Source organism: Mycolicibacterium sphagni (genome assembly GCF_002250655.1).
GTDB classification, from domain to species: domain Bacteria; phylum Actinomycetota; class Actinomycetes; order Mycobacteriales; family Mycobacteriaceae; genus Mycobacterium; species Mycobacterium sphagni.
The window spans coordinates 52,761-77,462 of record NZ_NOZR01000001.1 but is presented as its reverse complement, the minus strand read 5'-3'; the positions used below and the strand labels follow the sequence as shown (position 1 = coordinate 77,462).

22 protein-coding genes are annotated in these 24,702 nt (G+C 66.8%); 15 read left to right on the top strand and 7 right to left on the bottom strand.

Annotated features, from left to right (window positions below; genetic code table 11):
• Positions 1–20: 20 nt before the first annotated feature.
• Genes ruvC through CG716_RS00345 form a run of 4 tightly spaced genes read left to right on the top strand, consistent with a single transcriptional unit; the run spans position 21 to position 2,623 of the window.
• Positions 21–575, top strand: a complete 555-nt coding sequence (gene ruvC, locus CG716_RS00360; protein WP_094475396.1) for a crossover junction endodeoxyribonuclease RuvC — start codon at positions 21–23, stop codon at positions 573–575.
• Positions 572–1,165: a Holliday junction branch migration protein RuvA gene (gene ruvA / locus CG716_RS00355; protein ID WP_094475395.1), complete on the top strand. Its 594-nt coding sequence runs from the start codon at positions 572–574 to the stop codon at positions 1,163–1,165. Before ruvC ends, ruvA begins: the two co-directional genes overlap by 4 nt.
• Positions 1,162–2,229 (top strand): Holliday junction branch migration DNA helicase RuvB, encoded by a 1,068-nt coding sequence (ruvB, locus tag CG716_RS00350; protein ID WP_094475394.1) that lies wholly within the window; start codon positions 1,162–1,164, stop codon positions 2,227–2,229. The genes ruvA and ruvB overlap by 4 nt, the downstream gene beginning before the upstream one ends.
• Before the next feature lie 10 nt (positions 2,230–2,239).
• Positions 2,240–2,623: a DUF1304 domain-containing protein gene (locus tag CG716_RS00345; protein ID WP_094475393.1), complete on the top strand. Its 384-nt coding sequence runs from the start codon at positions 2,240–2,242 to the stop codon at positions 2,621–2,623.
• Positions 2,624–2,687: 64 nt separating this feature from the next.
• On the opposite strand, the gene car is transcribed toward CG716_RS00345, so the two are convergent.
• Positions 2,688–6,179 carry a carboxylic acid reductase gene (car, locus tag CG716_RS00340; protein ID WP_094475392.1) on the bottom strand — a complete coding sequence of 1,164 codons (3,492 nt, stop codon included), beginning with the start codon at positions 6,177–6,179 and terminating at the stop codon, positions 2,688–2,690.
• A gap of 225 nt (positions 6,180–6,404) precedes the next feature.
• Here car and CG716_RS00335 point away from each other — a divergent pair, with 225 nt between their 5' ends.
• On the top strand, positions 6,405–7,079 hold the full coding sequence (locus tag CG716_RS00335) for a hypothetical protein (RefSeq protein ID WP_094475391.1): 675 nt from the start codon (positions 6,405–6,407) through the stop codon (positions 7,077–7,079).
• A 131-nt stretch (positions 7,080–7,210) separates the two neighbouring features.
• Positions 7,211–7,522, top strand: coding sequence for a hypothetical protein (locus tag CG716_RS00330; RefSeq protein ID WP_133066838.1), 312 nt, complete (start codon positions 7,211–7,213; stop codon positions 7,520–7,522).
• On the opposite strand, the gene CG716_RS00325 is transcribed toward CG716_RS00330, so the two are convergent.
• The 3 genes from CG716_RS00325 to CG716_RS00315 all read right to left on the bottom strand — a co-directional run bounded on the left by CG716_RS00325 (position 7,494) and on the right by CG716_RS00315 (position 11,117).
• Complete coding sequence (locus CG716_RS00325) at positions 7,494–8,927, bottom strand: gamma-aminobutyraldehyde dehydrogenase (RefSeq protein ID WP_094475389.1); 1,434 nt, start codon at positions 8,925–8,927, stop codon at positions 7,494–7,496. The genes CG716_RS00330 and CG716_RS00325 overlap by 29 nt on opposite strands.
• Positions 8,927–10,267 (bottom strand): 4-aminobutyrate--2-oxoglutarate transaminase, encoded by a 1,341-nt coding sequence (gene gabT / locus CG716_RS00320; protein WP_094475388.1) that lies wholly within the window; start codon positions 10,265–10,267, stop codon positions 8,927–8,929. The genes CG716_RS00325 and gabT overlap by 1 nt, the downstream gene beginning before the upstream one ends.
• 154 nt (positions 10,268–10,421) lie before the next feature.
• Positions 10,422–11,117 (bottom strand): nitroreductase family protein, encoded by a 696-nt coding sequence (locus CG716_RS00315; RefSeq protein WP_094475387.1) that lies wholly within the window; start codon positions 11,115–11,117, stop codon positions 10,422–10,424.
• Between the two features lie 131 nt (positions 11,118–11,248).
• On the opposite strand from CG716_RS00315, the gene yajC reads away from it, so the two are divergent.
• The 8 genes from yajC (at position 11,249) to CG716_RS00275 (ending at position 22,086) form a co-directional block, all read left to right on the top strand.
• Entirely contained in the window at positions 11,249–11,587 is a 339-nt protein-coding gene (yajC, locus tag CG716_RS00310) for a preprotein translocase subunit YajC (RefSeq protein WP_094475386.1), read from the top strand.
• Positions 11,588–11,695: 108 nt separating this feature from the next.
• Complete coding sequence (gene secD / locus CG716_RS00305) at positions 11,696–13,540, top strand: protein translocase subunit SecD (protein ID WP_094475385.1); 1,845 nt, start codon at positions 11,696–11,698, stop codon at positions 13,538–13,540.
• Positions 13,541–13,544: 4 nt separating this feature from the next.
• Positions 13,545–14,828: a protein translocase subunit SecF gene (gene secF / locus CG716_RS00300; RefSeq protein ID WP_094475906.1), complete on the top strand. Its 1,284-nt coding sequence runs from the start codon at positions 13,545–13,547 to the stop codon at positions 14,826–14,828.
• Between the two features lie 6 nt (positions 14,829–14,834).
• Complete coding sequence (locus CG716_RS00295) at positions 14,835–16,487, top strand: ABC transporter substrate-binding protein (RefSeq protein WP_094475384.1); 1,653 nt, start codon at positions 14,835–14,837, stop codon at positions 16,485–16,487.
• The gene (locus CG716_RS00290; RefSeq protein WP_094475383.1) at positions 16,469–17,017 is read left to right on the top strand and encodes an adenine phosphoribosyltransferase; all 549 of its coding nucleotides are present in this window, start codon (positions 16,469–16,471) and stop codon (positions 17,015–17,017) included. The genes CG716_RS00295 and CG716_RS00290 overlap by 19 nt, the downstream gene beginning before the upstream one ends.
• Before the next feature lie 135 nt (positions 17,018–17,152).
• Positions 17,153–18,868, top strand: a complete 1,716-nt coding sequence (locus CG716_RS00285) for a cadherin-like domain-containing protein (protein ID WP_094475382.1) — start codon at positions 17,153–17,155, stop codon at positions 18,866–18,868.
• Positions 18,869–19,007: 139 nt separating this feature from the next.
• Positions 19,008–21,323: a RelA/SpoT family protein gene (locus CG716_RS00280; RefSeq protein ID WP_234817668.1), complete on the top strand. Its 2,316-nt coding sequence runs from the start codon at positions 19,008–19,010 to the stop codon at positions 21,321–21,323.
• 1 nt (position 21,324) lies between these two features.
• Positions 21,325–22,086 (top strand): SDR family NAD(P)-dependent oxidoreductase, encoded by a 762-nt coding sequence (locus CG716_RS00275; RefSeq protein ID WP_094475380.1) that lies wholly within the window; start codon positions 21,325–21,327, stop codon positions 22,084–22,086.
• Between the two features lie 5 nt (positions 22,087–22,091).
• On the opposite strand, the gene CG716_RS00270 is transcribed toward CG716_RS00275, so the two are convergent.
• Positions 22,092–22,370 carry a hypothetical protein gene (locus CG716_RS00270; protein WP_165773985.1) on the bottom strand — a complete coding sequence of 93 codons (279 nt, stop codon included), beginning with the start codon at positions 22,368–22,370 and terminating at the stop codon, positions 22,092–22,094.
• A 115-nt stretch (positions 22,371–22,485) separates the two neighbouring features.
• Between CG716_RS00270 and CG716_RS00265 the strand changes: the two genes are divergently transcribed.
• Positions 22,486–22,731: a hypothetical protein gene (locus CG716_RS00265; protein WP_094475378.1), complete on the top strand. Its 246-nt coding sequence runs from the start codon at positions 22,486–22,488 to the stop codon at positions 22,729–22,731.
• Between the two features lie 6 nt (positions 22,732–22,737).
• Here CG716_RS00265 and CG716_RS31020 read toward each other — a convergent pair whose 3' ends face one another.
• A complete protein-coding gene (locus CG716_RS31020) occupies positions 22,738–23,736 on the bottom strand; it encodes a peptidylprolyl isomerase (protein ID WP_094475377.1) in 999 nt (332 codons plus the stop codon).
• A gap of 7 nt (positions 23,737–23,743) precedes the next feature.
• Positions 23,744–24,631, bottom strand: a complete 888-nt coding sequence (locus tag CG716_RS00255) for a peptidylprolyl isomerase (protein ID WP_094475376.1) — start codon at positions 24,629–24,631, stop codon at positions 23,744–23,746.
• Between the last annotated feature and the right edge of the window lie 71 nt (positions 24,632–24,702).

Sequence of the window (24,702 nt, the reverse complement as noted above, 5' to 3'; positions counted from 1 at the left end):
TCGTAGTCGGGAGGTGATCTGTGCGGGTCATGGGAGTTGACCCAGGGTTGACGCGCTGCGGCCTCTCGGTGATCGAGAGCGGTCGTGGCCGCCACGTCATCGCCCTGGACGTCGACGTGGTGCGCACCCCGGCTGAGCAGCCGCTGCAGCGCCGGCTGCTGACCATCAGCGACACCGTCGACCACTGGATGGATACCCACCAGCCCGACGTCGTCGCGATCGAGCGGGTCTTCGCCAACCAGAATGCCAACACCGCGATGGGCACCGCCCAGGCCGGCGGGGTGATCGCCCTGGCTGCCGCCCGCCGCGACATCGACGTCCATTTCCACACCCCCAGCGAGGTCAAGGCCGCGGTCACCGGCAACGGCCGGGCGGACAAGGCACAGGTCACCGCGATGGTCACCCGGATCCTGCAGTTGCAGCAGAAACCGACACCGGCCGACGCCGCCGACGCGCTGGCCCTGGCGATCTGTCACTGCTGGCGTGCCCCGATGATCGCCAGGATGGCGCAGGCCGAGGCGATGGCGGCCGAGCAGAGACGGGCATACCAAGCCAAGTTGAAGGCAGCGAAATGATCGCCTCCGTGCGCGGTGAGATCCTCGACATCGCCCTCGACCACGTCGTCATCGAGGCGGGCGGCGTCGGCTACAAGGTGATGACCACGCCGTCTACGCTGGCGACGCTGCGGCGCGGCACCGAAGCCCGGCTGATCACCGCGATGATCGTGCGCGAGGACTCCCAGACGCTCTACGGCTTCGCCGACTCCGATGCCCGCGACCTGTTCTCCACGCTGCTCGGGGTATCGGGGGTCGGCCCGAAGATCGCGCTGGCGACACTGGCGGTCTACGACGCGACCGCGCTGCGCCAGGCGCTGGCCGAGGGCGACGTGACGGCCCTGACGCGTGTGCCCGGTATCGGCAAGCGTGGTGCCGAACGGATGGTGCTGGAACTGCGGGACAAGATCGGACCGGTCTCGGGTGGTGCGGGTGTGGCCGCGGCCACCGGACACGCCGTGCGTGCACCTGTGGTGGAAGCCCTTGTCGGACTTGGCTTTGCGGCCAGGCAGGCTGAGGAGGCATGCGACAAGGTGCTCGCCGGTGACCCTGATGCCACCACGCAGAGTGCGCTGCGGGCGGCGCTGTCACTGCTGGGGAAGACCAAGTGAGCCGGTTCGAAGACGACGGCGAGGACGAGGAGGTCGACCGGGATGTCTCGCCGGCGCTGACCGTCGGCGAAGGAGACATCGACGCCAGCCTGCGGCCTCGGTCGCTCAATGAGTTCATCGGCCAGCCGCGGGTGCGCGAACAGCTCCAACTGGTCCTCGAGGGCGCCAAGAACCGTGGCGGCACACCGGATCACATCCTGCTGTCCGGTCCGCCGGGCCTGGGCAAGACGTCGCTGGCGATGATCATCGCCGCCGAATTGGGCACGTCGCTGCGCGTCACCTCGGGGCCTGCCCTCGAGCGGGCCGGCGATCTGGCCGCGATGCTGTCCAACCTCATCGAGCACGACGTGCTGTTCATCGATGAGATCCACCGCATCGCCCGGCCCGCCGAGGAAATGCTGTATCTGGCGATGGAGGACTTCCGGGTCGACGTTGTCGTCGGCAAAGGCCCTGGGGCAACGTCGATTCCGCTGGAGGTCGCGCCGTTCACCCTGGTGGGTGCGACCACCCGATCCGGCGCGCTGACCGGGCCGCTGCGGGACCGCTTCGGCTTCACCGCGCACATGGACTTCTACGAACCCAACGAGTTGGAACGGGTGCTGGCCCGCTCGGCGGGCATCCTCGGCATCGAGCTGGGTGTCGAAGCCGGCTCCGAGATCGCCCGCCGGTCGCGAGGCACGCCACGTATCGCCAACCGGTTGTTGCGGCGTGTACGTGACTACGCCGAGGTGCGTGCCGACGGGGTGATCACCCGCGATATCGCCAAGGCTGCGCTGGCGGTGTACGACGTCGACGAACTCGGCCTGGACCGGCTGGACCGCGCGGTGCTGACCGCGCTGACCAAAAGCTTCGGCGGGGGACCGGTCGGGGTGTCCACCCTGGCCGTCGCGGTGGGCGAGGAAGCCACCACAGTCGAAGAGGTGTGCGAGCCGTTCCTGGTCCGCGCGGGCATGATCGCGCGGACTCCCCGCGGTCGTGTCGCGACGCCGCTAGCCTGGACGCACCTCGGCATGGTTCCACCGCCGCGGGCCAGCGGACTCGGTCAGTCCGGCCTTTTCGAATGATGGGAGCCCGATGGTCACCGCCGCATTGATTTTCGCCGGCCTCGCCGCGCTGCTGCACGTCTACATCTGGAGCATGGAGTCGCTGACCTGGACGACGCCGCGAACCCGCGCGGTGTTCGGTGTCAGTGCTGAGGAAGCCGAGACCACCAAGTTGATGGCCCTCAACCAGGGCTTCTATAACCTGTTCCTGGCGATCGTCAGCATCGTCGGCATCGTCGCGATCATTATGGGGCACAACGAGATCGGCACCGCACTGATTTTCGCCGGTGTCGGGTCCATGCTCGCTGCGGCGGTCGTACTACTGGCGTCGGCGCCGGACAAGGCGCGCGCGGCGGTGACCCAGGGGGCCTTTCCGTTGGTGGCCGTCGTGCTGTTGGTGATCGCCGTCGTCTGACGCCGAAATCGACACCAGGGCCGTCGATCGACGTTGATCGCGACCCTGGTGCCGACTTGGGGGTTTACAGCAGGCCCAGGAGCTGCAGGTCGGTCACGTACTTGACGATGACCTCCGGCGTGATATGCGGAATGTCTTTGTCGGGGCCGATTTTCGCGTCCTGAACCGCGGCGCGGAACCGGTCGGTCGGGGCGATCGAACCGCGGACCGGCTGCTCCGGGTGCTGATAGTTGTGCAACAGCGGAAGCAGTGAGTACTGGCGCTGGCGATCGGGCAGTGCGCGCATCGCGGTCTCGAACCGCTGCAGCCACGTGCCGTACTCGCCAATCCGCTGGATCGGGTGACCGGCCTCGACCAACCAGTCGACGAACTCGTCGAGCCCGATGCCGTCATCGTAGGGATTCATGACGTGGTAGGTCTCGAATCCTTCCGTGACATGGACACCGAGCGTGGAGATCGCCTCTGCGATGAACTCCACCGGCAACCCGTCGTAGTGAGCGCGCTGGCGGTTGCCCTCTGCGTCGAGCTGGTAGAACGACGCCGGAGCGATACCGGTCGCCACCAGGCTCAACATCATGCGGGTGAACATGTCGGGCAGGTTGAGCTGACCGCCGTAGGTGGTGTCAGCCAGGATCATGTCGCAGCGGAAAACCGAGACCGGCAGACCGCAAAGATCATGAGCCTCGCGCAGCAGCACCTCACCGGCCCACTTGCTGTTGCTGTAACCGTTGGCATAGGAGTCGTCGACCGCCCGGGTCGGGCTGATCACACGGATGTCGCCGTTCTCGACGAACTTCCCGGGTGCGATTCCGGCGCCGACGCCGATCGTCGAGACATACACGAAGGGCTTGATCTTCGTGGTCAGCGCGATCCGGATCAATTCGGCAGTGCCAACAGCGTTGGGACCGAACAACTCCCGATAAGGAAGCACGTGGTTGACCAGTGCGGCCGGGTCCACGATGAGATCGACGGTGTCGGCCAGACGCTGCCAGGTCGCGGCGTCGAGCCCGAGGTTCTCCTCGCCCTTGTCGCCAGCGATCACCTCGAGGTGCCCGGCGGCCAATTCGCGGTAGTGGGCCAGCAGCGTGGGATCGCCGCTGTCGAACGTGGCGTCGAGACGCGCCCTCGCGTCCTCATTGGTGCGGGCGCGCACCAGGCAGATCACCGTGCCGTCGACCAGGCTCATCCGCTCCAGCCACTCCAGGGCCAGGTAGCGGCCCAGGAATCCGGTTGCGCCGGTGAGCAGTACGGTGCGGACCTCGCTGCCCGGGCCGGGCAACTGGGGCGCGGCGGCCAGCGTCGCGGCGTCGATGAAGTGATCCAGCGTCAGGTCGCTGGCGCGTGCCACCGTGGCATTGGCACCGTGTACCGAGGCGAACGTCGGCCGCTTATTGCCCGAGCTGCGTTCGTTCTCGATATAGCCGGCGATGGCTTGCAGATCATTGGCGGGGCTGACGATGACACCTACCGGCACCTCGAGTCCGAAGATCTCGTTGAGCAGATTGGCGAATGTCAACGCCGACAAAGAGTCTCCACCGAGATCGGTGAAGTGGGCGTCGGGCTGCAGGTCGGCGGCCGCCGCACCCAGCAGCGCGCCGGCGGCGCGGGTGACGGTTGTCAGCACCGGCGCATCAGCGCCGCTCTGCCGAAGTGCCCGCAGCTCGTCGGCCTGCCCTTCGGCCAGATCGACGTAGAGCTGTTCCAGGGCGGAGCCGTAGCGTTCCTTCAGCCGAGGCCACGCCAGCTTGCGGATACCGGTCAGCAACCCGTTCTCGATGGTGAAAGGCGTTGTCTCGATGAGAAAGTCACGCGGGATCTCGTAGGACTGCAGCCCGGTGGTACGAGCCACGTCCTGTAGTGACGCGCCGATCAGTGACTTGAGTTCGGCTGCGTCGTGCTGGGCCGCCGCCTCGGCGGTGGGGACCACGACGGCCAGCAGGTAGGGCCGCGCGCTGTTGCCGTACAGGTAGATCTGGTGCACCAGTGGGCTACGCCCGAAAGCGGCCTCCAGCTTCGACACCGTGACGAACTCGCCCTGCGAGAGCTTCAGGACGTTGTTGCGCCGGTCCACGTACTGCAGATGGTCAGGGGCCGGCTCGGCAACGATATCGCCGGTGCGGTAGAAGCCATCCTCGTCGAACATCGCGGCGGTCACTTCGGGACGCTTGTAATAACCGGGGAACAGCTGAGTTGTCTTGACCAGCAGCTCACCGCGCGGGTGCGGCAGGTCGGTGCCGAAGTAGCCCAGCTCGGGGACGTCGACCAGCTTGTAGTCGGTGACCGGCGGGCGTCGCACCACGCCGTCGACGAACACCGCGCCGGCTTCGGTGGATCCGTAGCCTTCGATCAGGTGCATGTCCAGGAAGTTCTCGACCCACGCCTTCAACTCGGGCGCGATCGGTGCCGAGCCGGTCATCACCGAGACGTACCGCCCGCCCAGCAGGTTGGTGCGCTTCTCGGCCAGCACCTGCTCCTCGGTGTCTGTGCCCGCTCGCCGCTCGATCTCGCTGACGACCTCTTGATGGATCATGTCCCACACCCGAGGCACCAGGTTGAGCTGGGTGGGACGGGTCAGCGCCAAGTCCTCGAGGAAAGTCGACAGGTCGGGTCGTGCGGCGAAATAGACTGTGCCACCGGCGCTCAGCGTGCCGTACAGGGCGCCGCGGCCCATGACGTGGCTCATCGGCATGAAGCTCAGCACGATCGCCGGGTAGGCGCCTTGCTTCTCGTCCCAGTGCGCGGCGGCGGCCAGCCACATGTCGGCCACTTTGTGCGCCGGGTACATGGCGCCCTTCGGTGCGCCGGTGCTGCCGGAAGTATAGATGAGCAGGGCCAGCGGATCCTCTTCGGTGGCGCCGACGGTGACGGCGGAATGTCCTGTGCCGGAGCTGATTTCGTCGGCCAGGGTCGTCACGGTGACATCCGTGCCAGCCAACCGTGCAGTGGCGGCGGCCAGCGAGTCGCGCTGATCGTCGACCTCAGGCCGGAAGTCGAAGACCACTAAGCGTTTCGGTGCGGGCCCGGCCAGCACAAGCTCGACGGCGTCATCCAGGTAGTCGATGCTCGATGCGAACACCGTAGGCTCGGTCTCGGTCAGGATCGGGTTCAACTGGGCAGCGGCCGCGCTGGTCTGCAGCGGCACGGACACCGCGCCGAGCTGAGCCAGCGCGAGGTCGATCGTGGTGTAGTCGACACTGGTGAAGCCCAGGATGGCCACCCGGTCGCCGGCTTGAACGGCGCTGGACCAGGCAGCGGCGACGGCCTGCACGCGCTCCCATACCTGGCGGTAGGTCACGGTTTCGAACTCCGGGGCCAGCTCGGCCGAAGTGCGCTGAGTCTGCGGGTCCTGAACAAGCCGCACCACACGTTGACCCAGTGCGGGACGGTCGGCGTAGCCGTCGAAAACGGTCTTGATGACCTCGGTCAGGCGGGGCCCGGCCTGTTCGGCGGATGCGGTGACGGTGGGATCCGGCGAGGCGGCGGCGAACTGCGGATCGGTCGCATAGAGATGGGCGACGCGCTGCTCGAACCGGGCTTCGCGAGTATCAGTCGACATGACGAGACTCCAATAAAAACTAGAAAAGGGAAGTGATCGGGTGCTTCATTGCACCTACGCAAAACTACGTTAGCAAAACTAACGTTATTCCCCCCGATGCCCGAACACCATGAATCAGGCCTGTGAACTTGGTCTCGATAGCCTGCCACCAGCGCCGTTAGAGCCGAGCGCGACACGGGTACCCGAGGCACATCACGGGGACATCCCCCTGACCAAGGAGGCGTCATGAAAGACGTAGAACCGCGCATCGATACCGGTGTGGGCCGGATGGAGATCGCGCGCAGCCGCGGTGCGGTCAGTGGTTTCCTGCTCGTCCTGCTCGGAGCCTGGGGTGTGCTCATCCCCTTCGTCGGGCCGTACTTCACTTTCGCCTACGATCCCGCCGTCGCGTGGACGTGGACGACGGCGCGCGGCTGGCTGGAGGTGCTGCCCGGCGCGGTGACGGTGCTGGGCGGGCTGCTGTTGCTGATGTCACGCAACCGGGCCACCGCGATGCTCGGCGGCTGGCTCTCCGTTGTGGCGGGGGCGTGGTTCGTGGTGGGGCGGCTGTTCGCCAGCCCGTTGCGGCTCGGTGACTTCGGCTCTCCCGCTTCCAACACCACCCATGGTCAGCTGGTGATCGAGCTGGCCTTCTTCACCGGGCTCGGTGCCCTGATCATCTTCTTCGGGGCCATGGCTCTGGGTCGGGTGTCGGTGCGCAGCCTGCGCGACGTCCGGTATGCCCAGCGCCCGGTCGCCGGCGAACCGGTTGGCGTCGAGCATGATACGGCGGCGACCACGGTCATCGAGACGCCTCGACGCGATCGCGGCCCGGAGTCCGACGACGTCGAAGACGTGCGCCGGCATCGCGGTCTGCGGGACATGTTCGGCGGTTCGCGCCGAACGCCCGTCGCACACTGAGTCTCGCAGTTCCACCCGCCGCCGCGAAAGGCGCGGCGGGTGGAAGTGTGATGCGAGCTGCCGGGAGCCGACGACGCGATATCGGCCACATCTGTGATGATCTCGTGTCCAGTGTGGTGAACAGTGGAAGCGTGACCGCAATATTCAGCCCCGACGACGACTTCGTTCGTATCGCCGACGTGTGCACCGCATTGGGTGTGCCTCAGGACGACTGGGTGCTGTTCTGGCGGTGGGCCGACGAGCTGCCCGGTCGCGAGGCGGCCGACGAATTCACCTCGTATGTCGACGTCCTCATCGCGCGACGGTGCGTGCGGCCCGGGGCGGACGTGGTGAGTCAACTCATCACCCTGGATCTGACCGTCGACGAGATCAGTTGGCGGATAGCCGAACTGGTGGTCAAGCAGGGGAAAAGCTTCAGCCGGTATAGGCCATCACGTGCTTGATGCGGGTGTAGTCCTCGAAACCGTACATCGACAAGTCCTTGCCGTGGCCTGAGGACTTATAGCCGCCGTGGGGCATCTCGGCGACCAGCGGGATGTGGGTGTTGATCCACACGCACCCGAAGTCCAGCGCATTGGACACCCGGATCGCCCGGGAGACGTCCTTGGTCCACACCGAGGACGCCAGGCCGTACTCGGTGCCGTTGGCCCAGCGGATCGCCTCGTCCTCGTCGGCGAACGACTGCACGGTGATCACCGGCCCGAAGATCTCCTCCCGGACCTGGCGATCGTCTTGCAACAGCCCGCCGATGACGGTCGGTTCGACGTAGAAACCCTTGTCGCCCTGCCGGTTTCCGCCGGCGGCGATGGTCGCGTGTGAGGGCACGTCGGACAGGAAGCCGAGCACCCGGTCGAGCTGGTTGGGGTTGTTGACCGGTGGCACCCAGGCGTCCTCGTCGTCAGCCGCCCGGCCGAATGTGGTGGCTGCACCCTTGGCCTGTTCGGCCAGTGCCGCGGTGAGCTCCTCGGCGACGCCGGCACGGGCCAGCACCCGGGTGGCGGCGGTGCAGTCCTGGCCGGCGTTGAAGTAGCCGGCCGTCGCGATTCCCTCTGCGGCGGTCGCGATGTCGGCGTCGTCGAACACGATCACGGGCGCTTTGCCGCCGAGTTCGAGGTGGGTGCGTTTGAGGTGCCCGCCGGCGCTGACCGCGACGGCGCGGCCCGCGGCCACCGATCCGGTGATCGACACCATCTGCGGGGTGGGATGGGCGACGACGCCCGCGCCGGTCACCCGGTCGCCGCAGACGACGTTGAGCACGCCGGGCCCGAAGTGCTTGGCGGCGATCTCGGCCAGCATCACAGTGGTCACGGGGGTGGTGTCGCTGGGCTTGAGCACGACGGTGTTGCCCGCGGCGATGGCCGGACAGAACTTCCAGATCGCCATCATCATCGGGTAGTTCCAGGGCGCGACCTGGCCGATCACCCCGACCGGCTCGCGGCGGATCCACGAGGTGTGGTCAGCCAGGTATTCTCCGGCCGACTTGCCCTCCAAAATCCTTGCCGCACCGGCGAAGAACCGGATCTGGTCGACCATCGGCGGGATCTCCTCGGCCGCCGTCACGTGGTTGGGCTTGCCGGTGTTGCGGCCCTCGGCGGCCACCAGGTCGGCAGCCGCTTTCTCGACATCGTCGGCGAAACCGAGCAATGCCTTCTGCCGGTGCGACGGGGTGGTGCGCTTCCAGTCGGTGAAGGCCGCGGCTGCGGCCCCGTATGCGTTGTCGATGTCCTGCTCGTTGGAAATCGGTGCGGTGCCGTACTTTTCACCGGTCGAGGGGTCGACGATGGGCATGGTGGCCCCGCTGACCGAGTCGACCAGCTCTCCGTTGATGAAGTTCTTGACGGTGGTCATCAGAGTTCGGCGAGGATATCGGCCAGCACGCCGAGGCCCTCGATCAGTAGTTCGTCACTGATCGTCAACGGCGGCAGGAACCGCAGCACATTGCCGTAGGTGCCGCACGTCAACACCAGCACGCCCTGGGCATGCGCCTTGGCCGCCAAGGCTTTCGTGAGGTCTGGATCGGGTTCTCCGGTACCGGATTTCACCAGTTCGACGGCGATCATGGCGCCCCGGCCGCGGACGTCGCCGATCCGGTCGTCGTCGGCCTGTATCCGGCCGAGTTTGTCCTTCATCACCGTCTCGATCTGCTTGGCGCGCGCCACCAGACCGTCGAGCTCGATGGTCTCGATGGTGGCCAGCGCGGCCGCGCAGGCCACCGGATTGCCGCCGTACGTGCCGCCCAGACCGCTGACATGCGGGGCGTCCATCACCTCGGCGCGCCCGGTCACCGCGGCCAGCGGCAGGCCGTCGGCGATGCCCTTGGCGGTGACGATCAGGTCCGGCTCGATGCCTTCGTCCTCGCAGGCGAACATCGAACCGGTGCGGGCGAACCCCGTCTGTACCTCATCGGCGATGAATACGACGTTGTTGTCGGAGCACCAGGCCCGCAGCGCGGGCAGGAACCCGGGCGCCGGGACGATGAAGCCGCCCTCGCCCTGGATCGGTTCGATGACGATGGCGGCCAGGTTGGCCGCCCCGATCTGCTTGTCGATCACGGTCAGTGCCCGCTCGGCGGCCAGTTCTCCGTCGGTGGCCCATTCCTTGTCGATGAGGCCGTCGCGGTAGGGGTAGGACATCGGTGCGCGATACACCTCGGGTGCGAACGGGCCGAACCCACTCTTGTAGGGCATCGATTTCGCGGTCAGTGCCATCGTCAGATTGGTGCGCCCGTGGTAAGCGTGATCGAAGGCCACCACCGCGGTCTTGCGGGTGTAGGCGCGGGCGATCTTGATCGCGTTCTCCACGGCCTCGGCCCCGGAGTTGAACAGCGCTGAGCGCTTCTCGTAGGAGCCGGGGGTGAGGCGGTTGAGATGCTCGGCGACGGCGATGTACTCCTCGTACGGCGTCACCATGAAGCAGGTGTGGGTGAAGTCGGCGACCTGTGCGCGCACTGCCTCGACCACTCGCGGCGAGGAGTTGCCGATCGTCGTCACCGCGATCCCGGAACCCAGGTCGATCAGCCGGTTGCCGTCGACGTCCTCGATGATCCCGCCGCCCGCCCGTGCGGCGTAGATCGGCATGGTGACGCCGACGCCGTGCGACACCGCGGCGACCCTGCGCTTGGACAGTTCGACGGATGCGGGGCCGGGGATGTCGGTCACGAGCTTGCGGCTCTGCTCGAGGGTGGTCACTTCTGTTCTCCTAGACGAAGGCGGCACTGCACGAAGAGGGCGATTCGAGCCTAGTCCCGCAGCGGTGCGGTGCAACTGAAAACCCGGCTTGAGGGCGCGCTCCATCATGGAATGCGTCGTGAGACCACACTAATTCGACGTAATCGGTTGGTGTCTAACGGGTGTCGGGGGAGAACTGCGCGCCGTCGATCCGGTCGATCGTGGTGAACGATTCGACGGGCTGGCGGGTGAGCCGGCGCGGCTGGCGAACCGGATGGCCCAACGCGATCACCCCGGCCAGCACCAACGGGTCGTCGGCGCCCAATAACTTCTTGACCTCGTCTTCCTCCCGAATGAGCATCGTCGTCAGGACGCCACCGAGGCCCTCGGCCCTGGCGGCCAGCAGGATGTTCCACGCGAACGGGTAAACCGACGCGCCACCGGCGAGCGTGTAGTGGTCGAGGTCGCGATCGACGGCGGCCAGCTGCGAAAGGTCGGCGAACAGTGCCAGCAGCACGGGCACCTCGTCGAGGTGCGCGGTGAAACCCTGGCTTGCCGCCGCCTCCCGGGCCGAGCCGGTGTCGGTGGCCAGCGCGGCCGACTCCGCGTCGCGGTCGTTGACGGGCGACCACGGCCGTAGCCCGGCCGCTGTCAGCGTCAGATAGTCGACCCACGGCCCGAGATAGAGGTCGCGCAGGCGAGCCCGAAGGTTCGGGTCCTTCACGACGACCAGGCGCCAGGCCTGCGCGTTGGCGCCGCTCGGTGCGAACCGCGCGGTGTCGAGAATGCGGGCCAGCACGGCGTCTTCGACCGGCTCATCGGTGAAGTCGCGCACTGCGCCCGTGGTGCGCAACGTATCGATCAAGTCCATGTGACCATCTTCCACGGACGGGGCCGGTCGGGACCGAACCGGCACAATGGCAGACTGGGCAGCTATGAAGCGCGTGACCTGACGGTCGCGGAGCGCTGACCCAGCACCTGATACGAAAGAATCGTTCCGCCATGGACCTGCTCATTTTCTTGCCCCTGATCGTCATCATGGGCGCATTCATGTATTTCGCCTCTCGGAAACAACGCAAGGCCATGCAGGCCACCATCGACCTGCACGAGTCTCTGACCATCGGCGACGAGGTCTACACCACCTCGGGCCTGCGGGCGACGATCGCCGGCATCACCGACGACACCGTCGACCTGGAAATCGCCCCCGGTGTGGTGACCACCTGGATGAAGCTGGCGGTTCGCGAGCGCATTGTGGACGACGGGCCCGAGGACGACGTGCACGCTGACGAGCTCAGCCAGGCCACGGAGATCACCGACACGGACCGCCTGACCAAAGACTGATCGCCAGGCGCGCCACGTACCCTCTAGCGGGAGCTCAGAGGACCGCATCCGCGGGACGCGGCGCAAAGGCCCAGCGGGTCGTGGCACAAACCTAGGAGAGACAACAACGTGGCATCGTCTTCGGCGCCGGTGCATCCCTACCGCTGGCTGGCGCTGTTTCTGGTCTTGCTCATCGGGGTCTACCTGCTTGTTTTCCTGACCGGAGACAAACACGCCAGCCCCAAGCTGGGCATCGACCTGCAGGGCGGCACCCGCGTCACGCTCACCGCGCGCACCCCCGACGGATCCCGGCCCACCCGTGATGCGCTCAACCAGGCGGAGCAGATCATCGCTGCCCGCGTCAACGGACTCGGGGTGTCCGGGTCCGAGGTCGTGATCGATGGTGACAACCTGGTCATCACTGTTCCCGGAAACGACGGCAACGAGGCCCGCAACCTCGGCCAGACCGCCCGGCTCTTCATCCGTCCGGTGATCGGCCAGCCGATCCCGATCGAGGCGATCAAGCAGCAGATGCAGGCTCAGGCTCCTGGTGGCGCAGCGCCGCCAGGAGCACCCGCTCCCGGTGGTCCCCCGCCCGGCACGCCGCCCGCAGGTGCTCCTGCACCCAGTGAACCGCCGGCCGGTGCGCCCGCGCCGGAGCCGGCCAACCCGGCAGCCCCCGCGCCCCAGCCGCGTCCGTACCCGCAGGAACCGGCGCCGTCGCCATCACCGACCCCGGCGCCCGCACCTGAGCCGGCACCGGGGCAGCCCGCGCCGCCGAGCGCGGCCCCCGCTCCGGGCGCACCCCCGCCAGCAGCGCCCGCGCCTGCACCGGCCCCGCCGGATCCGCGTAAGGACCTCGCCGCGCGCATCAAGTTCGAGCAGCAGCTGCGTCAGAGCACCAACCAGAACCTGCTGCTGATCGCGGTGCAGTACATGGCCAGCAAGTGCGACCAGCCCGACATCCTGGCCGGCAACGACGACCCGAACCTGCCGCTGGTCGCCTGCTCAGACGACCACAAGTACATCTACGTGCTGGACAAGTCGATCATCAGCGGTGACCAGATCAAGGACGCCACGTCCGGCCTGGACAACCAGAGCGGCGCCTACGTCGTCGACCTGACGTTCAAGGACCAGGCCGCCACCACGTGGGCTGATTTCACCGCCGCCAACATCGGCACCCAGACGGCGTTCACGCTGGACTCCGAAGTGGTCAGTGCTCCGCAGATCCGCGAGGCCATTCCGGGCGGGCGCACCCAGATCAGCGGCGGCAACCCGCCCTTCACCGCCGACAGCGCCAAGCAGCTGGCCAACGTCCTCAAATACGGGTCGCTGCCGTTGTCCTTTGAGTCCTCGGAGGCCGAGACCGTCTCGGCGACACTGGGATTGGCCTCGCTTCGAGCGGGTCTGGTTGCTGGCGCCATCGGTTTGGCCCTCGTGCTGCTGTATTCGCTGCTCTATTACCGCGTACTCGGATTGTTGACGGCTCTGTCGCTGGTGGCTTCCGGCGCCATGGTGTTCGGCATCCTGGTGCTGTTGGGCAGATACATCAACTACACCCTTGACCTGGCGGGTATCGCCGGTCTGATCATCGGTATCGGCACGACGGCCGACTCGTTCGTGGTGTTCTTCGAACGCATCAAAGACGAGATACGTGAAGGGCGTTCGTTCCGCTCGGCGGTTCCACGCGGTTGGGCTCGCGCCCGTAAGACGATCCTGTCCGGTAACGCGGTGACGTTCCTTGCCGCCGCGGTGCTGTATTTCCTGGCCGTCGGCCAGGTGAAGGGCTTCGCGTTCACCCTCGGCCTGACCACGATCCTCGACGTCGTCGTCGTGTTCCTGGTGACCTGGCCGCTGGTGTTCCTGGCGTCGAAGTCGACAACCATGGCCAAACCGGCCTTCAACGGTCTCGGTGCGGTTCAGCAGATCGCCCGAGAACGCCGAGCGGCCGCCACAGCGACGGGACGGGGGTAACGACATGGCCAAGGACACCGCAGACGACATCGAGTCCACCGCCGTCGAGGCACCCGATCTGGAAGCCGCCGGCGCCGCCGTGCCCAAGCACGGCTTCTTCGTCAGGCTCTACACCGGCACCGGCGCCTTCGAGGTCATCGGCCGGCGCAAGATGTGGTACGCGATCAGCGGTCTGATCGTCTTGGCCTGCATCGTGAGCATCGCGCTGAAGGGCTTCACCTTCGGTATCGACTTCGAAGGCGGCACCAAAGTCGGGATGCCGGTCGCCGGTCAGAACGGCACCGCGACCACCCAGCAGGTGGAAGACGTCTTCAGCAAGACCCTGGGCAAGCCGCCGGAATCGGTCGTGCTCGTCGGAAACGGCTCGTCGGCGACCGTGCAGATCCGCTCGGAAGCGCTGAACAACGAGCAGACCGAGAAGCTGCGCACCGCGCTGTTCGACGCGTTCCAACCCAAGGGCTCCGACGGCCAGGCCAGCAAGGATGTCATCAGCGACTCGGCGGTGTCGGAGACCTGGGGTGACCAGATCACCAAGAAGGCGTTGATCGCGCTCGCGGTGTTCCTGGTGCTGGCCGCCATCTACATCACGTTCCGCTACGAGCGGTACATGGCGATGTCGGCGCTGCTGACACTGGTGTTCGACCTCGTCGTCACCGCAGGGGTGTATTCGATCGTCGGCTTCGAGGTCACGCCGGCAACGGTCATCGGTCTGCTGACGATCCTGGGCTTCTCGCTGTACGACACGGTCATCGTGTTCGACAAGGTCGAAGAGAACACCCACGGCTTTGAGCACACCACCCGAAGAACGTTCGCCGAACACGCCAACCTTGCGGTCAACCAGACCTTCATGCGGTCGATCAACACCAGCCTGATCTCGGTGCTGCCGATCATCGCGTTGATCGTGGTCGCGGTCTGGTTGCTCGGTGTGGGCACCTTGATGGACCTGGCACTGGTGCAGCTGGTCGGCGTCATCGTCGGCACCTACTCGTCGATCTTCTTCGCCACACCGTTGCTGGTGACATTGCGTGAGCGCACCGATCTGGTGCGCACTCACACCCGCCGCGTGCTCAACCGGCGCAAGGGGTCGGCCTCGAAATCAGACGCCGGCGACATCGTCACCGGCGGCGCGGCTGACCTGGACGAGGCCGCTGACGCGGTGCCGGCCGAGGCTGCGATCGGCGGCATCCCTGCCGTGGGCAGCAAGCCCGCGCCGGGCGCTCGGCCGGCCCGCCCGTCGAGCACGCGCGCCGGCCGGCCGACGGGCAAGCGCAGCACTCGAGGGCGATAGCCGGCCATGGCAGTCGGGCGCCGGTACGCCGCCGCTGTCGCGGTGGTGACTGTCGTGGGAGCGCTCGCGTGCAGTGTCCTGACGTCGTGTTCGGGCAGTCCCGCCGACCAGATCAACTATGCCGTCGACGGCATGCTGAGCTCCTACAACACCAACACGGTCAGCGGGGCGGCTTCGGCAGGCCCGCAGGCCTTCGCGCGCGTGCTCACCGGGTTCAACTTCCACGGGCCGGACGGGCAGGTGCTGGCCGACAACGACTTCGGCTCGGTGTCGGTGGTCGGTCGCGATCCGCTGGTGCTGGACTACACCATCTCCGACAAGGCCGTCTATTCCGACGGCAAGCCGGTGACCTGTGACGACATGGTGCTGGCGTGGGCCGCGCAGTCTGGGCGGTTCCCGGCGTTCGACGCCGCCAGCCGCGCCGGCTACCTAGACATCGACTCCATCGACTGCCAGCCGGGGCAGAAGAAGGCCCGGGTGTCCTACCTGCCGGGGCGTGCTGTCGCGGACTATCTGCAGCTGTTCACCGCGACATCGATGATGCCGTCGCACGTGATCGGCGATGTACTCGGCGTCGACGTCACCCGCACCATCCAGGGTGGCGATCCCACGGCGATCGACAACATCGCCAAGGTCTGGAACAGCGTGTGGGACCTCAAGCCCGGGATTGATCTCAAACGCTTCCCCTCGTCGGGTCCCTACAAGATCGACTCGGTGCTGCCGGAGGGCGCCGTCGTACTGACCGCCAACGACCGGTGGTGGGGGGCCAAGCCGATCACCAAGCGGATCACGGTGTGGCCGCGCGGCGTCGACGTGCAGGACCGGATCAACAACGGCTCCTTCCAGGTCGTCGACGTGGCCACCGGCTCGTCGGGCACGCTGAGCACGCCCGACGGCTACGGCCGCCACGAGCTGCCCTCGGGTGGCGTCGAACAGCTGATCTTCGCCCCGGAGGGCCCGCTTGCCGCCACCCCCGCGCGGCGCGCGGTGGCGCTGTGCACCCCCCGCGACCTGATCGCGCTCAACGCCGAGACGCCGATCTCCAACGTCCGGCTCAACGCCGCCGGCGACGACGCGTTCACCGGTATGGAAGGCGCCGCGATCGCCGGTCAGTTCGGGCCCGCCAATCCCGGCGCGGCCCGCGACGCACTGGGCGGGCAGCCGCTGACCGTGCGGATCGGCTACCAGGCGCCCAACCCGCGGCTGGCGGCCACCGTCGGTGCGATCGCCAAATCCTGTGCCGGCGCGGGCATTACCGTCGTCGACACGACATCGGACACCACCGGACCGCAGACGCTGCGCGACGGCAAACTCGACGTGCTGATCGCCAGTACCGGTGGCGCGAGCGGCAGCGGGTCGACGGGATCCTCGGCGCTGGACGCCTATTCCCTGTTCTCCGGCAACGGCAACAATCTGCCGCGCTACGCCAACCCGCAGATCGACGGCATCATCTCGGCGCTCGCCGTCACCGCCGACGCCAAGGAACGGGCCAAGCTGCTGGGCGACAGTTCGCCGATCCTGTGGGGCGACATGCCAACCGTGCCGCTGTACCGTCAGCAGCGCACGGTGATGGCGTCGAAGAAGATGTATGCCGTCGAAGGCAATCCGACCAAGTGGGGCGCGGGCTGGAATATGGATCGATGGGTGTTCGAGAAGTGAGCTCCGGTAGGCCTGTCGCCGACGTGATCAAGGCTCTGACCCGTGAGGTGCCCGACTTCCCCGAACCGGGCATCCAATTCAAAGACCTCACCCCGGTGCTGGCCGACCGCGACGGCCTGGCCGCTGTCACCGACGCCCTGGCCGAGATCGCGGCCGGCGCCGACCTGGTCGCCGGCATCGACGCGCGCGGTTTCCTGTTGGGCGGTGCCGTGGCCCATCGGCTGGGCATCGGTGTGCTGGCCATCCGCAAGGGCGGAAAGCTGCCTCCGCCCGTACACAGTCAGACCTACACCCTGGAGTACGGCACAGCGACGCTGGAGATCCCAGCCGACGGGATAGACCTGGCCGGGCGTCGCATCGTCATCATCGACGACGTGCTGGCCACCGGCGGCACCCTTGCCGCTGCGGGCGCGTTGTTGGCGGCGAGCGGGGCTGAGGTCCCGATGGCAGCGGTGGTGCTCGAGCTGTCCGGCCTCGGAGGCCGCGATAAGGTTGCGCCGCTGCAGGTTTCGAGTCTCCAGATCGTCTGAGTCTGGTTAACGAGTCGAGGCGGCCAGATGGCGCCCTCGGTAATACCCCATGGCAGATGCGATTTGCCATTGGCGCCATTAAGTGGTGCCGCCATGCTGCTCACGTAGGGCCGTTCCCGTCGTGAGGAGACTCCCGTGCCGTCGTTCATTGTGGTTCCGCGGCTTGCCGCAGCAGCATTCGCCGTCGGGGCGGGCCTGGCAATCGGAGCCACCTGCGGGACGGCGTCGGCCGACTCCTCGGATTCGTCGTCGGCATCCAGCAGCGCTTCGGCGCACAAGGCGCCCGCTACCTCCGCCCGCACATCGGCCAAGGCGCGCGCCACTGCCACGACGCCGACGGCCACGCCTGCCGCGACAGCCGTCGCGCACACGGCCAGGGTGACGCCCTCACTGCGAGCCGCGGCGACCGCCAGCGCGGACTCCACCGATACGTCCGCGGCGGCGACCGTCGCCGAGAAACTCCGCGCACCCTCACCCATCCAGGTGGGCCTCGACGTGGTCGTCGCGAATCTCGCCGAGGTGCTCGGTTACGCTCCGCAGCCAGCCAATGTCGGCGGCATCGGCGCGGTCCTGCCGCTGCGCACGATGCTGCTGAACGCGGTTGACGCCATTCGGCGTGCAACGGACTCCAGCGCGGTCAACGGCGTTCCGGCCCTACACCCGAAGGAGCTGTACGAGTTCGTCACCGGCGAGGTCATCGGTGACCTGCTGCCGTCGGATCCCAACGGCAACAAGCTGACGTATCAGGTCGCTCAGGGACCGACCAACGGCATCCTGACCATCAACGCCAATGGCACCTATTACTACAAGCCCAACAACGACTTTGCCGAGTCTGGCGGCGTCGACAGCTTCACTGTCGTCGCGGATGACGGGCAGCACGGTCTGACCGTGGTCCCGGTCAATATCACCGTCCGGCCCACCCTCGGGGTGACCGAGCGGTTCTGGTTCCGCAACTACACGCTGGCGCCGCTGAAGTTCAACGGCTACGCGGGCGGCACCGGTGATTTGGATAGCGGCCCGACGGTCGGCTCGGTCATCTTGCCCGGCGGTGAGGCCAGTTGGGATGTGAACTGGTACCTGTTCCGTGTCGGTGACGTCACCACCAATTTCGGCACGGTGGGCTTCGGGTACACCCCGTCCGACGTCGGTTACATCCCGGCAGGTTATGCCGGCACCACCTTCCAGGTCAGGTTCGAGACGAAGCCACGGGACACCAGCTGCTCGGCCGGCGGCAACGGCCAGTGCGATGTCCCCAACGACCGGATGGCGATCGCGAAGGACAAGGGCAGCCCCGTGATCACGCTCAACGCCGACGACGCGGCCAAGATCGCCAAGGTGCTTCCCGGGATCTGCTACGACGGCTCGCAAGCATCCTGCTCCTACAACGCGATCAGCCAGGTTGCCGGCTTCACTCCGGTGCGGACAATTGGCAACCCGGTCACGAATGAGACGTCGACCGCGACGACGTTCAGCATCGCGATCGCCGACCAGGTCTCGCAGACCGATAGCGTCGGCATCAGCGTCAAACTTTCAGGTGGGACGCTTGCCAAGCTCGCGTCGATCATCAACATCGAGATCACCGCCACCTACGGTCACTCGTGGACGAGCACCCATACCTTCACGCAAACGTTGAACGTTCCGGTTGCGCCGGGCTACACATCATGGATCGAAGGCTCGGCGCCGGTGTATCACGTGACCGGCGATTTCACCGTCAAAATTGGTAACTCGACCTACCAGCTGAACGGTGCGACCTTCGACACGCCCAACCCGAACGGCACCGGCAGCTACGTCATCAAGACCAAGCCGATCGGCTCGCTGAGTGACGGGGTGTCGGTCACGTCGTCGGAATAGGCCAGGGTCACGCGGCACGCCGTCAGTCCTGGACTGAGCGGGCCCGCCACTCGGCTGAACGAGGAGGGATATCCTCGAAGTCGGTCTGATGGCGAGGAGGTGAGCGGTGGCTGACGACAAGACTGTGACGACAGCGCCGCTGCCGGTCGCCGACATCCCGCCCGCCGAGCCGCGCGCCGAGACGCCGAAGACCACCAGCAGCGCGTCGCGGCGGGTACGCGCCCGGCTGGCGCGGCGGATGACGTCTCAGCGCAGCACCGTCAACCCGGTCCTCGAACCGCTGGTGTCGGTGCACCGCGAGATCTACCCCAAGGCAGACCTGGCGCTCCTGCAGCGCGCCTACGAAGTGGCCGAGGCCAAGCACGCCGATCAGCTGCGCCGCTCCGGAGACCCGTACATCACCCACCCGCTGGCCGTCGCCAACATCCTGGCCGAGCTCGGCATGGACACCACCACGCTGGTGGCCGCGCTGCTGCACGACACCGTCGAGGACACCGGTTACGCCATGGAGGCGCTGACCGCCGACTTCGGCGAAGAGGTGGCGCACCTGGTCGACGGTGTCACCAAGTTGGACAAGGTGGCGCTGGGTACGGCGGCCGAGGGCGAGACCATCCGCAAGATGATCATCGCGATGGCGCGCGACCCGCGGGTTCTCGTCATCAAGGTCGCCGATCGTCTGCACAATATGCGCACCATGCGATTCCTGCCGCCGGAGAAGCAGGCCCGCAAGGCTCGCGAGACACTGGAAGTCATTGCCCCGCTTGCTCATCGGCTGGGTATGGCCACCGTCAAGTGGGAGCTGGAGGACCTGTCTTTCGCCATCCTGCATCCCAAGCGCTACGAGGAGATCGTGCGACTGGTCGCCGACCGGGCGCCGTCGCGCGACACCTACCTGGCCAAGGTTCGCGCCGAGATCACCTCCGCGCTGTCCGGGATGAAGATCAGCGCCACCGTCGAGAGCCGGCCCAAGCATTACTGGTCGATATATCAGAAGATGATCGTCAAGGGCCGCGACTTCGACGACATCCACGATCTGGTGGGTGTGCGAATCCTGTGCGACGAGATCCGCGACTGCTATGCCGCTGTGGGCGTTGTGCATTCGCTGTGGCAGCCGATGCCGGGCCGGTTCAAGGACTACATCGCCCAGCCCAGGTTCGGGGTGTACCAGTCGCTGCACACCACCGTCGTCGGGCCGGAGGGCAAGCCGCTGGAGGTGCAGATCCGCACCAGCGACATGCACCGCACCGCCGAGTTCGGCATCGCCGCGCACTGGCGTTACAAAGAGTCGAAGGGCCGCAACGGAGTTCCGCATCCCAATACGGCCACCGAGATCGATGACATGGCTTGGATGCGTCAGCTGCTCGACTGGCAGCGGGAAGCCGCCGACCCCGGCGAGTTCCTGGAGTCATTGCGTTACGACCTTGCGGTACAAGAGATCTTCGTGTTCACCCCGAAGGGTGACGTGATCACGTTGCCGACGGGTTCGACGCCGGTGGACTTCGCCTACGCCGTGCACACCGAGGTCGGCCACCGTTGTATCGGTGCGCGGGTCAACGGCCGGCTGGTGGCGCTGGAACGCAAGCTCGAAAATGGGGAAGTGGTGGAGGTTTTCACCTCCAAGGCGCCCAACGCCGGCCCGTCACGGGACTGGCAGGGCTTCGTGGTGTCCCCGCGCGCCAAGGCCAAGATCCGGCAGTGGTTCGCCAAGGAGCGCCGCGAGGAGGCGCTGGAAGCCGGTAAGGATTCGATCGCCCGTGAAGTCCGCCGCGGCGGGCTGCCGTTGCAGAAGCTGGTCAACGCCGAGGCGATGGGCGCGCTGGCCCAGGAGCTGCGCTACGCCGATGTCTCGGCGCTCTACACGGCGGTCGGGGAGGGCCACGTTTCCCCGCGGCACGTGGTGCAACGGCTGCTGGCCCAGCTCGGGGGCGCCGAGAGCGCGGAAGACGAACTGGCCGAACGCTCTACGCCGGCCACCATGCCGGTGCGCCAGCGCAGCACCGACGACACCGGCGTCGCGGTGCCAGGCGCGCCCGGCACGCTGACCAAGCTGGCCAAGTGCTGCACTCCGGTGCCCGGCGACAACATTATGGGATTCGTCACCCGTGGCGGCGGGGTCAGCGTGCACCGCACCGACTGCACCAACGCGACGTCGCTGCAACAGCAGGCGGAGCGGATCATCGAGGTGACCTGGGCGCCGTCGCCCACTTCGGTGTTCTTGGTGGCCATTCAGGTCGAGGCACTCGACCGGCACCGGTTGCTTTCCGATGTCACCCGGGTGCTGGCCGACGAGCGGGTCAACATCCTGTCGGCCTCGGTGACCACCTCCAACGATCGAGTTGCCATCAGCCGCTTCACCTTCGAGATGGGTGATCCCAAGCATCTCGGACATGTGCTCAACGCGGTCCGCAACATCGAAGGCGTCTACGACGTCTACCGGGTGACGAGCGCAGCCTGATATGGCGACACTGATCACCGGGGCGTCAGCGGGGCTCGGTGTCGAATACGCGCGGCAATTCGCCGCCCTGGGCCACGATCTGGTTCTGGTGGCCCGCCGCGAGGACGCGCTGGAGCGCCTGGCGGGGGAGTTGCGCTCGGCGCACAACGTCGACGTCACCGTCGTCGCGCTCGATCTGTCGGCACCGGGTGCCGCTGCTGAACTGGTCTCTCGTACCGCCGCAGCGGGCATCGTCGTCGACGGTCTGATCAACAACGCGGGATTCGGCACGCACGGCGATGTCATCGACGCCGACCCGAAGCGGCTGACGGACGAGATTGCGCTCAACTGCGGCACCGTGGTGGATCTGACGGCGCGCTACCTGCCCGGGATGCGCAGCCTGGGCCGCGGCACGATCGTCAACATCGCCTCGACGGCGGCCTTTCAGCCGTTACCCCATATGGCGGTCTACGGTGCGACCAAGGCGTTCGTGCTGTCGTTCACCGAAGCCCTGTGGGCTGAGGAGAAAACGCACGGCATACGGGTTTTGGCGGTCTGCCCCGGTGCCACCGCCACCGAGTTCTTCGACGTGGCGGGCGAGGCGGCGGCCGTCGGCCGCAAGCGCACCGCCAAGCAGGTGGTTGATGCGACGATGCGCGAATTAGCAGGTTCCAAGCCGAGTTTCGTCGACGGACTGACCAACGGGATCATCGCTCACGTGCTGACCAGACTCACCCCGCGCCGGCTGCTGATCGCGGTCGGCGGGCGTGTGATGGGCGGATAGCGCCTTCAGGGCCCGCCGTTGACGTACCAGGCCAGGCAGCCAGGATGATGCCGGCAGGCGATGATCGCCCCGGCATACGGCGCCGCACCGCGAACCCGCGGTTGAACGGGCGGCAGACTGCAACTCTGCAGGTTGGGATTCCACGGGAGTACACCGTTGTAGCAGCCCTGCGCGGCGACACGGGACTGTGGAGCGTTCACTAGCGCATTCGGGACGGCAAGGAAGGCGATTGCCGCCAGTGCGCCCAGCGCGAGACGACAGACTCCTTGCAGATAGTTAGACATAACACGTGGGTCAACGGCTCTGTGCCGCAGATTATTTCATTCATGTTGACGGAATATCTGGTTGGCGCAATGCCCTTGTTACTTGGTGCCAAGTCCCCTTGGAAAGAGGTTGGTTATGAAGAGGTTTCACGTGTTGTCCGCCACTATCGGGGCCGGTGCCCTGGTTTCGCTCGGTGCCTTCGCCGCGGTAGCGGCAAATCCGCAGACCGACAGTGGATCGTTTGTCAGTTCGGGAATGTCCACCGGAGTCACGGTCACCCAGTCCGTAGCCCCGAGTCAGGGCGCCCTTCCGGTCGCAGTCCCTGCCATCAAGGGGCCGGCGCCGCTGCCGCCCGAAGAGCAGGGCTTGCCGGGCAGCTGAGCGGGCTCAGTTCAGCCGGATCGACTTGATCGTCACCGGTCTCGCGGGTTTCCCGTCGTCGGCCCCCCCGGCGATACCGACCGAGGCGATGTCTTGGACTATGCCGAACGCGGTCTTGTCGACCTGTCCGAACGCCGTGTACGTCGGCGGCAGCATCGAATCGCGATAGACGATGAAGAACTGGCTGCCGTTGGTGTCAGGTCCCGCGTTGGCCATGGCAAGCGTGCCTCGCGGATAGCGCACGGGCTGCCTGAGCGCCTGATCGAACGGCCGGTACTGGTTCGTCGGGTACTCATTGGCGAACCGGTATCCGGGTCCGCCGGTGCCTTGGCCGGTCGGGTCACCGCACTGCAGCACCGATAGTGATGGCGAGTCGGTCAGACGGTGGCACGGCGTGTTGTCGAAGTAGTTCTGCTTGATCAGACTTTCGAAGCTGTTGACCGTGCACGGGGCCTTGGCGTTGTCGAGGTGAAGGACGATCGGGCCGGCGTTGGTGATCATCGTCGCGTCCACGGTCGCCGGCGTTGTGGGTACATTGCCGGCCGGCGGCGGCGTGACCGGTTTGTCGGCCGGCGTGGCCGTCGCCGGGTACTGGCAGTTGGTGCCGAGGCTGGCCGGCGGTGCGAACGGCGGCAACTCGCCGCTTCCGCCGGCGATGGTGCGTCCCGGAATGCCTGCGCCGCCGTTGCGCTCCAGTTCCCGGGCCATCCAGGAGAAGAACACGATGCCGGCGACCACGACCAGAATGCTCAGCACCGTCACCAGATAGCTGATCACCAAACCCGCGATCGCCAGCCCACGGCCTTCTTCGCCGGTCTTCTTGATCTGCGACAGCGAGATGTGGCCGAACACGATCCCGAGCGGCGCGAACACGAACGCACAGATCAGCGACGCGATCGCCATCCCGTTGGTCGGCGGCGGCGCCGGATAGCGATACGGCCCCGGTCCGTACGGCGATCCGTAGTGCGGTGGCGGTGGCGGGTAGTAAGGCGGAGGTTGGCTCATGGCCCGGCTAGTCCAGCAGGATCGACTTGATCTGTACGGCGGTCGCCGGCTTGCCGTCCTGGCCGCCGCCGTCGACACCGGCGGCGGCGATCTTGTCCAGCGTCGCCAGCCCCGTCGCGTCGATCGTGCCGAAGGCGGTGTAGTTGGGCGGCAGCTGCGAATCTTTGTAGACCAGGAAGAACTGGCTGCCGTTGGTGCCCGGCCCGGCGTTGGCCATCGCCAGCGTTCCGCGCGGATACGTCACTGGCTGCTGCAGGGCGGGATCACCCTCGGGGTACTGGTCGGTGGGGTATTCGTTGGCGAACTGGTAGCCCGGTCCGCCGGTGCCTTGGCCGGTCGGGTCGCCACACTGCAGCACTGACAACGACGGCGACGTGGTCAGCCGGTGGCAGGGCGTGTCGTTGAAGAAGCCCTTCTGCGCCAGGCTGGCGAAGCTGTTGACCGTGCACGGGGCCTTGGCGTTGTCCAGGTTCAGCCCGAGGTTGCCCTGGTTGGTGCTCATGCTGGCGGTCACCGTTGCCGGGGTCGTGGGGACCTTGCCGGTGTGGGGCGGGTCAACCTTCTTGCTGGCCGGCTCGGGCGTCGCCGGGTACTGGCAGTTGGCGCCCAGATTCGCGCTGGCCTTGAACGGCGGCAGACCGCCGGTGGACGGGGGAGCAGCGCTGGGACCACCGGCGTCCGCCGTCGCACTTGTGGAGGTCGACGATGCGCTCGTGGTCTTGTCATCCTTGTTGGTCAGGACGAACGTGGCGACAAGGGCAGCGGCCACGACGATCGCCACGACTCCGCCGATCACGATGAACAGGCGGCGGCGCTTCTCCTGTTGGGCGCGTCGCTCCAGCTGCCGCTCGAGTTTGCGCTTGGCTGTCGCACGTCGCTGTTCGTTGGTGGGCACCGTGTGGTCCTCCGTGGGTGTTCGGGTGAGTCGGCAACGAGTGTGCCAGCTCATGCCGCCGGAATGTAGCG

Coding starts and splice junctions, on each gene's coding strand:
- CG716_RS00325 (WP_094475389.1), bottom strand. CDS start 8,927: ATGACCACCGTCAAGAACTTCATCAACGGAGAGCTGGTCGACTCGGTC.
- car (WP_094475392.1), bottom strand. CDS start 6,179: ATGTCGACTGATACTCGCGAAGCCCGGTTCGAGCAGCGCGTCGCCCAT.
- CG716_RS00290 (WP_094475383.1), top strand. CDS start 16,469: ATGGGTGTTCGAGAAGTGAGCTCCGGTAGGCCTGTCGCCGACGTGATC.
- ruvA (WP_094475395.1), top strand. CDS start 572: ATGATCGCCTCCGTGCGCGGTGAGATCCTCGACATCGCCCTCGACCAC.
- CG716_RS00275 (WP_094475380.1), top strand. CDS start 21,325: ATGGCGACACTGATCACCGGGGCGTCAGCGGGGCTCGGTGTCGAATAC.
- CG716_RS00270 (WP_165773985.1), bottom strand. CDS start 22,370: ATGTCTAACTATCTGCAAGGAGTCTGTCGTCTCGCGCTGGGCGCACTG.
- yajC (WP_094475386.1), top strand. CDS start 11,249: ATGGACCTGCTCATTTTCTTGCCCCTGATCGTCATCATGGGCGCATTC.
- CG716_RS00295 (WP_094475384.1), top strand. CDS start 14,835: ATGGCAGTCGGGCGCCGGTACGCCGCCGCTGTCGCGGTGGTGACTGTC.
- CG716_RS00335 (WP_094475391.1), top strand. CDS start 6,405: ATGAAAGACGTAGAACCGCGCATCGATACCGGTGTGGGCCGGATGGAG.
- CG716_RS31020 (WP_094475377.1), bottom strand. CDS start 23,736: ATGAGCCAACCTCCGCCTTACTACCCGCCACCGCCACCGCACTACGGA.
- CG716_RS00265 (WP_094475378.1), top strand. CDS start 22,486: ATGAAGAGGTTTCACGTGTTGTCCGCCACTATCGGGGCCGGTGCCCTG.
- CG716_RS00345 (WP_094475393.1), top strand. CDS start 2,240: ATGGTCACCGCCGCATTGATTTTCGCCGGCCTCGCCGCGCTGCTGCAC.
- secF (WP_094475906.1), top strand. CDS start 13,545: ATGGCCAAGGACACCGCAGACGACATCGAGTCCACCGCCGTCGAGGCA.
- CG716_RS00315 (WP_094475387.1), bottom strand. CDS start 11,117: ATGGACTTGATCGATACGTTGCGCACCACGGGCGCAGTGCGCGACTTC.